Annotated in this window: 11 protein-coding genes; all 11 read right to left on the bottom strand. The window is 37.7% G+C overall.

Annotated features, from left to right (window positions below):
- Nucleotides 1-16: 16 nt before the first annotated feature.
- Nucleotides 17-1,435: a TolC family protein gene (locus tag ACAM30_RS21310; protein ID WP_369616523.1), complete on the bottom strand. Its 1,419-nt coding sequence runs from the start codon at nt 1,433-1,435 to the stop codon at nt 17-19.
- 130 nt (nt 1,436-1,565) lie between these two features.
- Nucleotides 1,566-4,733 (bottom strand): efflux RND transporter permease subunit, encoded by a 3,168-nt coding sequence (locus ACAM30_RS21305; protein ID WP_369616522.1) that lies wholly within the window; start codon nt 4,731-4,733, stop codon nt 1,566-1,568.
- Nucleotides 4,734-4,744: 11 nt separating this feature from the next.
- A complete protein-coding gene (locus tag ACAM30_RS21300; protein WP_369616521.1) occupies nt 4,745-5,890 on the bottom strand; it encodes an efflux RND transporter periplasmic adaptor subunit in 1,146 nt (381 codons plus the stop codon).
- Nucleotides 5,891-6,196: 306 nt separating this feature from the next.
- Nucleotides 6,197-6,790, bottom strand: coding sequence for a TetR/AcrR family transcriptional regulator (locus ACAM30_RS21295; RefSeq protein WP_369616520.1), 594 nt, complete (start codon nt 6,788-6,790; stop codon nt 6,197-6,199).
- Nucleotides 6,791-7,687: 897 nt separating this feature from the next.
- Nucleotides 7,688-8,611 carry a GNAT family N-acetyltransferase gene (locus tag ACAM30_RS21290; protein WP_369616519.1) on the bottom strand — a complete coding sequence of 308 codons (924 nt, stop codon included), beginning with the start codon at nt 8,609-8,611 and terminating at the stop codon, nt 7,688-7,690.
- A gap of 248 nt (nt 8,612-8,859) precedes the next feature.
- Nucleotides 8,860-9,204: a cupin domain-containing protein gene (locus tag ACAM30_RS21285; RefSeq protein ID WP_369616518.1), complete on the bottom strand. Its 345-nt coding sequence runs from the start codon at nt 9,202-9,204 to the stop codon at nt 8,860-8,862.
- 12 nt (nt 9,205-9,216) lie between these two features.
- A complete protein-coding gene (locus ACAM30_RS21280) occupies nt 9,217-9,648 on the bottom strand; it encodes a MauE/DoxX family redox-associated membrane protein (RefSeq protein ID WP_369616517.1) in 432 nt (143 codons plus the stop codon).
- A gap of 127 nt (nt 9,649-9,775) precedes the next feature.
- Complete coding sequence (locus ACAM30_RS21275) at nt 9,776-10,570, bottom strand: helix-turn-helix domain-containing protein (RefSeq protein ID WP_369616516.1); 795 nt, start codon at nt 10,568-10,570, stop codon at nt 9,776-9,778.
- Between the two features lie 256 nt (nt 10,571-10,826).
- Nucleotides 10,827-11,324, bottom strand: coding sequence for an SRPBCC domain-containing protein (locus tag ACAM30_RS21270; protein WP_369616515.1), 498 nt, complete (start codon nt 11,322-11,324; stop codon nt 10,827-10,829).
- Complete coding sequence (locus ACAM30_RS21265; RefSeq protein WP_369616514.1) at nt 11,321-11,641, bottom strand: ArsR/SmtB family transcription factor; 321 nt, start codon at nt 11,639-11,641, stop codon at nt 11,321-11,323. Before ACAM30_RS21265 ends, ACAM30_RS21270 begins: the two co-directional genes overlap by 4 nt.
- Before the next feature lie 351 nt (nt 11,642-11,992).
- Nucleotides 11,993-12,310, bottom strand: a complete 318-nt coding sequence (locus tag ACAM30_RS21260; RefSeq protein WP_369616513.1) for a GIY-YIG nuclease family protein — start codon at nt 12,308-12,310, stop codon at nt 11,993-11,995.
- Nucleotides 12,311-12,499 lie beyond the last annotated feature (189 nt).

Here is a 12,499-nt window from a genome sequence, read left to right as displayed (position 1 = left end):
AAATAATTAACGGGTATTATTTCCAGCCACCACCTAAAGCACGATACAATTCAGTATTGGCAGAAAGCTGCTCTCTTTTTATGTTGGCTAATTCTAGCTCACTTTGCAATAAATTTGATTGCGCGGTAAGTACTTCAAGATATTCCGCCATACCATTTTTGAATAACAAATTGGCATTTTTTATGGCTTGCTGTAACGTTTTGACACGTTGTTGCAAAAAGGATTCCTGTTGCTGCAATTTCTCTACTTTTACCAAAGCATCTGATACTTCACTAACCGCTACTAAAACAGACTGTCTGAAATTCAGAACCGCTTTTTCCCTCTCGGCAACGGCAATATGGTATTGTGTTTTTACTTTTTTATTGTTCAGCAAAGGCTGTGTTAATCCACCTGCAAGAGTTCCGAACAAAGAGGCCGGAATATTGAACCAATTACTGGCTTCGAAGGAGTTTACACCACCCTGAGCTGTAATTCTAAGTGCCGGATACAAATTGGCTTTTGTAACTCCTACGCTGGCATTTGCGGCTTTAAGCGCAAGTTCGGCGCTTTTTACATCCGGTCTGCGGCTTACTAACGAAGACGGAATCCCGATCGCGGTATTGTTTTTAACTTCTAAAGCACTCAAACGAATACTTCTTTTTTTGGAATCCGGAAAAGATCCTGTCAAAACACTTAAAGCATTCTCCTGAATCGCAATGTTTTGTTCCAATAAAGGAATCAATTGTGCGGCGTTTAATTTTTGTGCTTCCGATTGTTGAATGGCCAATGAAGTGACCTGACCGGCATCGTATTTTAATTTGATAATATTGGTGGTACTATCATTTAATTTTAGATTTTGTCGGGCAATATCCAATTGTGCGTCCAACATTAAAAGATTGTAATATCCTTTAGAAACATTGGCAACAATAGTAGTCTGCAAAGCTTTTTTAACTTCTTCTGACTGGAGATAACCTGCAAAAGCTTCTTTTTTCTGGTTTTTTATTCTTCCCCAAATGTCAGCTTCCCATGAAAGTGTGGCTCCGGCAGTGAAGTCATTAATATGATTCTGACCCAACGCCTGACCTAAATTCTTTCCGGTAAAACTATTGTCTGACGGATTGCTGGTGCTTGCCGCTACCGATAAATTGACCTCAGGAATATTTCCCCATTTGGACTGTGTGAATCTGTAATGTGCAATCTCGATGTTTTTAGTGGCAATTTGCAGGTCGTTGTTTCGGGCAACCGCACTGTCGATTAATTGAACAACATCCTTTTCGGTAAAGAAGTTTTTCCACTCCGTATCGCCGATACTTGTCGTATCTTTTGAAACCGATGCACTCCTGAAATTTTCAGGAAATGCATCTTTTGGAGTTTCAATATCCTTCGAAACCTTACAGGATATTACTGTGGTGATCAAAAGAGCGATCATCACAATTTTGGTTATATGATTTTTCATTTTAAGTATTGTCATTAAATTTCTGTACAAGTATCTTTTCTGCTTTCAAGATCTCTTGAAATTTTATAAGAGATATATCCGATGCCAATAATGATGGCTACGAGTATAGTTGTGATATAGTTTTCCATTTTTATTTTTCTTCGTTATGAATTACGGCTACCGGTTTTCCGGAAACCTTTTCTTGTAAATATTGGAAGATGATGAATAATACCGGGATGATAAACAATCCTAGAATTACCCCTGAAATCATACCTCCTGCGGCACCAATACTAATTGAATGGTTACCTTGTGCCGACGGTCCTTTAGCACTCATCATTGGAATTAATCCCACGACAAAAGCAAGCGATGTCATGATAATTGGTCGTAAACGCAGTTTTGCCGCATCGATTGAAGCCAGAATCAAGGCCTGACCGGATTTTCTTTTCTGAACCGCAAACTCCACAATCAGAATGGCATTTTTAGCAAGCAGTCCGATCAGCATTACGAGAGCAACCTGTACATAAATGTTATTTTGAATTCCGGTGAAACCAATGGCCACAAATACTCCAAAAATACCTGCAGGGATAGAAAAGATTACAGCCAAAGGCAAAATGTAACTTTCATACTGTGCAGCAAGTAAGAAATAGATGAATATCAAACACAGTAAGAATATCGTTGCGGATTGTCCTCCCGAAGAAATCTCTTCACGGGTTTGTCCTGAAAACTCAAAACTGTAACCTGCAGGTAAATGTTGTGCAGCAACTTCTTCTATGGCTTTAATGGCATCCCCCGAACTAAATCCAGGTTTCGGAATGGCGTTTATCGAAATCGAATTAAATAAATTATATCTCGAAGCAGTCTCAGAACCATAAATACGGCTTAGTTTCACCAAAGTATTTATTGGAACCATTTCTCCGGTTTTGTTTTTCACAAAAACTCGGTCAATAGAAGATGGATCAGCTCTGTCGGCAATATCGGCCTGAACCACTACTCTGTAATATTTACCAAATCGGTTAAAGTCAGAAGCTTGTGCGCTACCAAAATAAGTCTGCATCGTTTGTAAAATGTCTTTTACATTCACGCCCAACTGATTGGCTTTTTCATCATTAATATCCAGCTGTAACTGAGGGAAATCGGCTTTGAAACTCGTAAATGCCATGGCGATCTCCGGACGTTTCATTAGCTCACCAATGAAGCTTTGAGAAACCCCGCTGAACTTATCCAGTTTACCTCCGGTTTTATCCTGCAGCACCAAATCTAAAGCTTCAACGTTACTAAATCCGGGAACAGTTGGGAAACTGAAGACAAAGAAACTTCCGCCGCTAATAGTTCCTAATTTCCCTTGTACATCGGCCATTATTTCGTCGATTCCTTTGATTTTTCCACGCTCTTCATCCGGTTTAAGCAAGACAAAAATAACGGCTGCTGATGGACTCGTAGAATTCGTTAATAAATTGAATCCTGAAATCGCAGTTACAAATCGCGATGATTCGTCGGCTCTTAACAGATTTTCTGCCTGTGTCATTACTTTTTGTGTTCCGTCAAGAGAAGTTCCCGAAGGAGTGTTTACTGCAATCGCAATAAATCCCTGATCTTCCGTTGGAATAAATCCTGTTGGAGTCGTTTTTACTAACAGAATTGTTGCTGCTGTAATTAAGGCCAGACCACCTAAGCTTAACCATTTGCGGCGAATTAAAAATTTAATACCACCCACATAACGATTTGTCAAAGATTCGAAGCTGCTGTTGAATGCTGTAAAGAATTTTTCTTTAAATCCTTTTTTAACATACACTTCATTTCCGTTTGCTGCTGTACCGTGATTGTCTTTCAGGAACAATGCAGCAAGAGCCGGACTTAAAGTCAAGGCATTCACAGCCGAAATTACAATTGCAATCGCCATCGTAAAGGCAAACTGACGATAGAAAACTCCCGTAGAGCCTTCCATAAAACCAACCGGCAGGAATACAGCAGCCATTACCAGCGTAATCGAGATAATAGCACCCGTTATTTCGTGCATTGCTTCATGTGTTGCTACTTTTGGAGACAAATGTTTGTGCTCCATTTTGGCATGCACGGCTTCGACGACCACAATCGCATCATCTACCACAATACCAATCGCCAGAATTAAAGCGAAAAGCGTTAGAAGATTGATCGAGAATCCGAATAACTGCATGAAGAAGAACGTTCCTAAAATTGCTACAGGTACAGCAATAGCCGGGATTAATGTTGATCTAAAATCTTGCAGGAATATAAATACTACAATGAATACTAATATAAATGCTTCGATTAAAGTATGTTCTACTTGTTCTATAGATTGATCCAGTGATACTTTGGTACTATAGAAAATATTTTGTTTGATACCTTTTGGGAAATCTTTAGCAGCTTTCTCCATCAGTTTGTTAATTGCGATCTGAATATCATTGGAGTTCGAACCTGCCAACTGAATAATACCGATTACAACTCCTTTTTTACCATTTAAACGTGTTAAACTGTTGTACGAATAAGCACCAAGTTCAACTCTTGCAACGTCTTTTAAGCGAAGTACCGAACCATCTGCATTTGAGCGAATAGCAATATTTTCATATTCTTCCGGTTTCGTTAGTTTTCCTTTGTATTTGATTACATATTCGAAAACTTCTGTACTTCTTTCTCCAAATTTACCCGGAGCAGCTTCCAAACTTTTGTCCTGAATAGCGCTCATGATTTCGTTTGGCGTCACTTTATAAGTTGACATTTGTGTCGGATTCAGCCAGACACGCATCGAGTAATCTTTTACACCTCCAAAAATACTAGCCGATCCTACTCCCGGAATACGTTTGATTTCCGGAATAATATTGATTTGGGCATAATTGGCCACAAATGTCTGATCGTATTTCGATTCATCCTCGGTGTACATACCGATGGCCATAATGAAACTGTTTTGTTGTTTCGCAGTGATTACCCCTTGCTGTACCACTTCGGCAGGCAATTGACTGGTCGCCTGAGCCACCCTGTTTTGTACGTTTACAGCTGCCTGATCGGCATCGGTACCTAATTTAAAGAAAACAGTAATGGCTAACGATCCGTCGTTACTGGCAGTAGAGCTCATGTAAGTCATGTTTTCCACCCCATTGATAGATTCTTCTAAAGAGGGCGCTACCGAACGCAAAACCGTTTCGGCGTTAGCTCCCGGATAAACCGCCGTTACCAAAACCGATGGCGGTGCAATATCAGGAAACTGTTGTAAAGGCAATTTCGTAAGTCCAAGTACCCCCAGGATCACCAATAAAATGGAGATTACGGTTGCCAGTACAGGTCTTTGTATAAATATTTTGAACATTTGCGTGTAAATTATTTTTTAGTGATTACTTGGGCAACTTTTGTCACCGGTTTTTCAGGCTGAATGACCTGACCTTCCTGAAGTTTATCGATACCGCTTAGTACAATCTGATCGCCTGATTTGATACCATCTTTAATCAAATAGTTTGTACCGCTTTTACCAATAACCGTGATAGGCATCTTGTTGACTTTATTTTCTTTGTTAACGGTGAAAACAAAAACTTTGTCCTGCATTTCAACAGTAGCCGATTGTGGTACCAAAAGAGCATCGTCGTGGTGAAGTCCTAAACGAATTTTCCCCGTGTTTCCTGAACGTAATGTTCCGCCGGCATTAGGGAAAGTAGCTCTTAACGTAATGGCTCCAGTTGTTTTATCAAACTGACCGTCTACCATATCGATTTTTCCGGTTTGAGGATAAGCATTATTATCGGCTAAGATCAAAGTTACAGGAGGTAATTTTTTGATTTTATCACCAAGGCTGCTGCCGGCATATTGCGCTTTAAAGTTGATGAAATCGGTTTCTCCCAAAGAGAAATAGGCAAAAACTTCATGCACGTCAGATAAATTAGTTAAAGGTTCAACATCCGATGCCGAAACTAAGCTTCCTTGTTTTTTAGGTAATCTTCCAATGTAGCCGCTTACAGGAGCGGTAACATTAGTATATCCAAGATTAATTCTTGCCGATCCTACCATTGCTTTTGCCTGTTCGATATTGGCGGCAGCAATTTTTTGAGAAGCCTTAGCCGTTTTTAACTGATAATCCGAAACTACTTTGTTTTGAACCAATGGAGTCAATTTATCCACTTCCAATTGCGCGTTGATCAAAGCCGCTTCAGCAGCGTGAAGGTTGGCCAGTGCATTGTTTAATTGTTCACGGAAAGGACGTTCGTTTATTTTGAATAAAGTTTGACCTTTATTAACGTAAGCACCTTCGTCTACAAAAACTCTTTCCAGATTTCCGCTTACCTGAGGACGAATTTCAACGTCAACAGTTCCTTGTATAGAAGCAGGGTATTCGGCATCAGTAGTAGTGTTTTCGCTTGTAATGGCGGCAACGGGTAATAATGGTGCAGCAGGAGCTGCCGGGGCTTGCGATTTATCTGCACAACTGCTTAGTACAAGTGCCAGAATAAAACTGGTTATGATAACATTTTTCATTTTAGTATTGGTTTTAAATTGTTGAACATTCTTTTGGATTAATTGATGGGGTATTCTGGCATTCATGTTTAATTATATTAAATTATCTAACATCGTTAAGTTGTAAAGCCTAAAAGGTCATAGAATTCAGCTTCCAACTCTATTTCATAATGGGCATTAAATTATTTATCAGTGTTAAGTAAAGCAGCAAAAAAAAGTTCTGTATTACTTGGTTAAATTATTTATCACTGTTAAATAGTAAGTAAAAGAGATTCAAAATTACTCTATTAAATCATTTACCACTGTTAAGTGAAAATTAAATTTTTTTTATTGTATTGATTTTATGATACCACCAATCGCATCTTTCAGAATTTGATTGTTGATTGTTTCCATTACGTCACTTTTGTTGATGATGTTGATAGCGATCAAACCGTGAATGACAGAAAAGAAAGTAAAATATTTTTGTTTGACTACTTCTTCACTTGGATTGCTGTTTTTCATGACCTCGGCAATAACTGTCGTAAACAATTTATAAGGCATTTTGGCAGCGTCGCATTGTTCAGAACAGCAATTCATCTGTACTCCAAACATCACCTGATACATTTCGGTATCCGTAAAAGCAAAATCCCAATACGCCATCCACATGGCTTCTAACTGTTCTTCCGGTTTACTAAATTTAGCTTTAGCTTCTTCAAGTTCCTTTGCTAATTTAGTAAAGCCTTTCCCGGTTAGTTCCCTTAAAATGGCATCCTTGTTTGAAAAGTATTCATAAATAATAGGAGCGGTGTATTCAATTTTATCAGCAATTTTTCTCATACTCAGACCTTGCCACCCTTCGTCTTTAACGATAGTATAAGCAGCATCAAGAATGTTACTTCTTGTCTCTTCTTTTTGTCTTAAAATACGATCTTTACTTGCCATTTTTGTTGAGTATTAAATTGTTTAACACCGTTAGGCAAATGTAGGACGGTTTTTCTGATTATGAAATAATTTTATCATAATATTTTCTTATCGTGTCATAGGTAATCATTCAAAACCTTGTTAAGCCCTTATTTTATTGAGTTTTTTATGGTGTATATTTTTTTTAGAAGCAGAACATTTTGGCACTTTTAAAACCATTTGTCCTGCTTTCCGCTAAATCTTTTTCTGTTCTCGTTAAAGAAACGAGCCCAGAAAAAGGATACCGCTGCAATCAGGGCTAAACGAGGGACATATATATCAACACAAAATGTTGTGGGGTTGATAAGAGTTATTTCTTTTATTAACGATTTTAGCTCTTCATTTAAGAGATCATTTTATTGCAGCTGATTTTATAATTAGTGTTCTCTTTTGGTCTAAATATTTGAAATGTTTAAAAAGGGCTGAAAGCCCAAAAGCATAAAAATAGTGCAACGCACTATACATTAAGATATTGAATCATATTGCCCTGAAGGGGCATAAGCAGTTATAAATTAAGTATAAGATCTTGATTAAAAGTTGCTAACTTTCGGAAATGTCATAAAAAAGATATGTGCTTTTTGGGTTATGCTTTCGCCCTTACAGGGCTAAAAGAGGCCTCACCATTATTCATGGCACTTCGTGCCATGTTACTGCTAAGGCTCTTTCAGAGCTACAGATTCCAAATACTTGTCTATTTTATGGGTAAGTCCTGTATTATTTCGTTTTTGGAAAAGGAAAATTACTTATTAAACCTGCATTTCGCTCGTGAGTATGATTTAAAATTTGCCATTTTTTTATTCACGAGCGCCGCAGCTGTAGAGATTTTTTTGAATAGAAAAACGGAGTTGTAAAACTATTAATTAAGGACTCTTTGTCATCTCACATTTTCACATAATCCATTTCGACATGCTCAATTCCCGCATCCAGGAAAAAATTATCCGTTTGTTTAAATCCGTTTTTGATGTAAAAACGACTTGCATTGACTTGTGCGTACAAATAAATCTTCTCTGCGTCTTTTAAATCGGCTAAGATTTTTTGCAGGATTGCTTCTCCAATTCGTTTTCCTCTATAAGTATTCAAAACAGCAATGCGTTCAATTTTAAAACCCTTTTCCATTTTGCGGTAGCGTGCCGCTCCGGCTGGCAAGCCATTTATGGTGGCGAGATAATGAATCGCCTCTTCATCGTCCATAGATTCGCGTTCCTGCGATACATTTTGTTCTTCAACAAATACCTGACGGCGTATAGCAAAAGCAATATCGATTAGTTTATCGTCATCAATCTTTTCAACTTTTACGGTATTTTCTATGTTTTTTGGAGCAGCTTCGCTTTTCATTTCTTTAATTGTGGTCATTCGGTCAAAAAGATTTTTAGTTTTCAAATTCTGAGTTACTTCGTGTATGGCTTTAAACAAATTATTTTCGGTATCGGTGAGTTCAACCAAAGCTTCGGTCATAATTTTCCATAAAGGCTGTAATTGATCGATCATCTCATTGGCTTTATCAGTGAGTGTGATCAGACGTTTCCTTTCGTCTTTTGCATCTTTCGCCGAACCAATCAGTTCTTTTTTCTCCAACTCTTTCAATAACGAAATAGTAGTAGGATGGGAGTACCCAATCTCCTGTGAGAGTTCGACAACACTAATCGCTTTTTTCTGCGAAAGCACATAAACGACCGGAAACCATTTGGGTTCAAAATCGATGTTCTGACTTTTGTAGAATAACTGCGCTTCTTTTCTCAGGTTCTCATTCAAACGCTGTAAAAGATTCCCTAATACCAATGACTTTGACTGCTCTAATACCATAAAAAATAATTTGTGTGTAAATTTACGTAGTTAGCTACATATATTGATCTGTGAAAGAGAAAATTTAAGATTTATTTATCTTTTTTGATTTTTGTTATTGGCTAAATGCAATTTGCAGGACTGAATTAAAATCGGATCCTGCAAGAAGGTTTTTTTAGGTAAGATGTGAAAATGTGAAAATGTGAAATGTTAGATGTGAGATGTAAAATGTTAGATGTAAAATGTTAGATGTAAAATGTTAGATGTGGTTATTTAAGTATTACAACTTCCTCAGGGACTTTAAACAGCAATACACAGCCATTTTTTGAAAATACAGAATGAGTGCTTCCCGGTGGCATGTACATATAATCGCCTGTTTTTAGTTCGTCTTTTCCGGAGCGTACTTCGCCTTCAAGAACATAAATTTCTTCACCTGCCGGATGAACATGATTAGGGTACGAGGCACCCGCTTCGAATTTTAGTAAAAAAACAGTGGGTCTGTTTGTAGTGGGATCAAAGTATAAGGATTTGGCGGAAATGCCGTCCGTTTTTACACCTTCTTCAATTAGAACTTTCCATTCTTTTTCGCTGCTTCTTGTGATTTGTTTTTCCATTTTAGTAATTTTTTAGTTTGTTTTATTTTTCATAATGATTTCATCTAAACTCCAGTGGTATTTTTCTACTGTTGACAAAAGAAAGGCGGCCATAGAAAAGGTAAATACCGAATAATCTAAAGGTTCTTTTACTCCAAAAGAATAAGTCATGGCAAGTGCAAAGCCAAAAGTTAACAAGGCAGCGCCAACAGCCATAAATTTGGTTTGATAGCCAATGAGCAGGAGTAGAGCCAATAGCGCTTCCGAAACAGTCGATGCAATGGCAATTGTGGGAATCCAGTTTTTAGGAACAAAAGAATTTACCTGTTCGGTATAGGCCACGAAGTTTTCCCAACCCGAAGAGTGTTCTCCCCATAATCCTAACCGACTTGAAACGGCGGATAAAAAACCTGCTGCTAAGGCAACACGCAAAAGCAAAACGGCATATTTCTGATTTTTTTTCATCTTTTTGATTGCTTAATTATTACAATACAAAGATGAGGAAGGCAGTGTTGCTAAAGAATAGAGAATCCTCGAAAAAGCATGTAATCAATTGAGAAAGCAAACGTTAAAAACGATGAATTGGGTGAAATTACGAATGTGCAGTATTTTCTTTATAGGTTTTTGGGGAAGTGTTGGTGTGTTTTTTGAAGAAATTAGAAAAGTAAAAAGGATCATTAAACCCTAAAGCATAAGCGACTTCTTTTACCGATAATTTCTCGTAGGTAAAAAGACGTTTGGCTTCAGAGATGATTAAACCGAAAATTACATTTTGAGCCGTTTTATTGGTATGTAGTTTCGAAAGTTCGTTTAGTTTCGATTCTGTTGTACCTATCAGCACTGCTATTTCGTTTACAGAAAGGTTTTTGTCGAAGTTTTGTAAAATCGTTTCCAGAAAGTGAAGAAACAGCGCATCGGGTTTGTAGATTTCATCCCCGCGATTAATTTTGGTTCGGTTGATTTCGATCAATATCAATTCAATTCGGCTGTGAATAGAGGTGAGGTATTGATACGGCATTTGTAGTAATTCATTGCCGATAGTTTCTAATTCCTGAATTACAAATAGGCCATTGTCTACCACAATCATTTCATTCATGGCGAAGTGGCAAAACAGTCCGTTATGGAAAATCAATTCCATATCCGTATCGTCTTTACAGAAAAAATTATAGGTAAATTCTAAAACAAATCCCGTCGCATTCCCGATGTTTTTAAAATAATGAATCTGACCGGAAGTAATGGTGATAACAGCGTTTTGGGTTAAGGTAAATTCATTTTCATCTACAGAAATAACGGTCGAACCCGAAGTGCAATAAACAAGAACATATTTTAAAACGCGTCTGGGCTGTTCTAAATCTGTCGCCTGATCAAATGTTTTTATCGAAACCATATTGAGGATAGTGTTGGATCAAAAGTAAGATTTATTTCATGAAGTTGATCAAAGAGGGCTTACAGATTTGTTCTGTTATTCAAAAAATGGTACACGGATGATACTGATTCGCCATGCGAAAACACGGATCAACGCTGATTTTTACGATAGAAATATTTTGAAGGTATCAATTAACTTCTACCTAAATAAAACAAAAAATCCGTGTCAATCTGCGTCTTCGTGAAACGAACCCGCGCAATCCGCGTCTTTTTGGTTTTTATTTCGATAAAGTTTTTAGCAATTGATCCAGGTTATCAATACTCATTTTGAAACCTTGTTCGAAGCCCATTTCAATCATTTTTTCCAGACGTTCCAAAGATTCATTGAAAATTGAGATACTCACCTTGGTAATGCCGTTTTGCTCGCTAAAGCTATGATCCCAATTGGAGCCCGGCAGTTCGCGGTTTTCATTTTGGTCTGCAAAAGTATTGAACATCTTAAAATTGGTCTTTGGCGTAATCGAAGTGTATTCCTGAACCGCCCAGCGTTCCAGACCTTCGGGACTTACCATGGCGTAGAATCTGCGTCCGCCGACCTCAAAGTTCATGTGTTTCGTTTTCGACGACCAGGGTTTTGGAGCGACCCATTGATCCAGAAGTTCCGGTTTTGTAAAAGCATCCCAAACCAGCGGAAGTTCTGCATTAAATTCTCTGTTTATGATTACCGTTTTGGTGGTTTTGTCTACGGTAAAATCAAATTGCAAATCGTTTTTCATTTGTTCTGTTTTTTAAGCGTTACTAATAGTTCGTCAAGCTGATTGAATTTGGTTTCCCAAATGGCTCTGAATTGGGCTAACCATTGATCAACTTCTTTCATTTTTTCAATTTCAAGCGAATAGTAAATTTCCCGGCCTTGCTGTTCCTGTTTAAGTAAATCGCATTCTACCAGTATGCGAAGGTGTTTCGAAACCGATTGTCGGGAGGCATTGAAGTTCTCGGCGATGGCATTTGGTGTCATTGCCTGTACAGCGATCAGCGTTAGAATTGACCTTCTAGTCGGGTCGGCTATGGCTTGGAAAATGTCACGTCTCATACTATTCTGATTTTAATTAAGAAACCAATTGGTTGCAAATATACGCGCAACTATTCGGTTTCGCAATTTTTTTGGCAGTTATTTTAGAAAATAATCTCGAAAAGTCGCTAAGGCTCAAAGTTTTATGGTGATTTGTTGTTTGTTGTTTATTGTTTTTGGTTCAGGTTTCAAGTTCTTGCAATCTTGTCATTTCGACCGAAGGGAGACTCGAGCGATAGCGAATAGGCGAAGCAAATCACACAAGAAACTCCGTAAAGCATGTCGCCAATCTTTGTCGATTAACAAGTGTGATTTCTCCTTCCAGTCGAAATGACAATTACTGGCGTCACAAAAAAGATCATTACATAAGTTTTACTCAAAATGAAAATTAAGGAATTCGAAAGTCGGATTAAAACTTCGTATAAGTTCAATTTTCTTATCACGTCTCCACTTTTTTAATTGCTTTTCTCTTGCAATGGCTTCCTGTATCCAGGTGAATTTTTCGTAGTAAACCAGAAACTCAATATTATATTTTGAAGCAAACGTTTTAGTATTCAGATCTATATTTTCTTTATGTTTTGAAAGCCTTTGCTTTAAGTTATCCGCTACACCAATGTAAAAAGTAGTACGATGTTTATTGGTGATAATATAAACGTAGTAACTATGAAAGCCAACTTGCGGATTCAGCATTTTGTTGTTTTTGTACGAATATACGTATTTTGTTATTTGTCATTTCGACCGAAGGGAGACTCGAGCGATAGCGAATAGGCGAAGCAAATCACACAAGTAACTCCGCAAAGTATGATGCCAATCTTTGTCGATCAACGAGTGCGATTTCTCCTTCCAGTCGAAATGACAATTACTGGCGTCACAAAAAAG

Source organism: Flavobacterium sp. CFS9, from assembly GCF_041154745.1.
GTDB lineage: Bacteria > Bacteroidota > Bacteroidia > Flavobacteriales > Flavobacteriaceae > Flavobacterium.
The sequence above is the reverse complement of the archived record's forward strand: the minus strand, read 5'-3'. Positions and strand labels throughout refer to the sequence as shown.

What these genes read in the sequence shown, in the direction of transcription:
- ACAM30_RS21310 (WP_369616523.1), bottom strand. Translation starts at nt 1,435, where the DNA reads ATGAAAAATCATATAACCAAAATTGTGATGATCGCTCTTTTGATCACC.
- ACAM30_RS21305 (WP_369616522.1), bottom strand. Translation starts at nt 4,733, where the DNA reads ATGTTCAAAATATTTATACAAAGACCTGTACTGGCAACCGTAATCTCC.
- ACAM30_RS21300 (WP_369616521.1), bottom strand. Translation starts at nt 5,890, where the DNA reads ATGAAAAATGTTATCATAACCAGTTTTATTCTGGCACTTGTACTAAGC.
- ACAM30_RS21295 (WP_369616520.1), bottom strand. Translation starts at nt 6,790, where the DNA reads ATGGCAAGTAAAGATCGTATTTTAAGACAAAAAGAAGAGACAAGAAGT.
- ACAM30_RS21290 (WP_369616519.1), bottom strand. Translation starts at nt 8,611, where the DNA reads ATGGTATTAGAGCAGTCAAAGTCATTGGTATTAGGGAATCTTTTACAG.
- ACAM30_RS21285 (WP_369616518.1), bottom strand. Translation starts at nt 9,204, where the DNA reads ATGGAAAAACAAATCACAAGAAGCAGCGAAAAAGAATGGAAAGTTCTA.
- ACAM30_RS21280 (WP_369616517.1), bottom strand. Translation starts at nt 9,648, where the DNA reads ATGAAAAAAAATCAGAAATATGCCGTTTTGCTTTTGCGTGTTGCCTTA.
- ACAM30_RS21275 (WP_369616516.1), bottom strand. Translation starts at nt 10,570, where the DNA reads ATGGTTTCGATAAAAACATTTGATCAGGCGACAGATTTAGAACAGCCC.
- ACAM30_RS21270 (WP_369616515.1), bottom strand. Translation starts at nt 11,324, where the DNA reads ATGAAAAACGATTTGCAATTTGATTTTACCGTAGACAAAACCACCAAA.
- ACAM30_RS21265 (WP_369616514.1), bottom strand. Translation starts at nt 11,641, where the DNA reads ATGAGACGTGACATTTTCCAAGCCATAGCCGACCCGACTAGAAGGTCA.
- ACAM30_RS21260 (WP_369616513.1), bottom strand. Translation starts at nt 12,310, where the DNA reads ATGCTGAATCCGCAAGTTGGCTTTCATAGTTACTACGTTTATATTATC.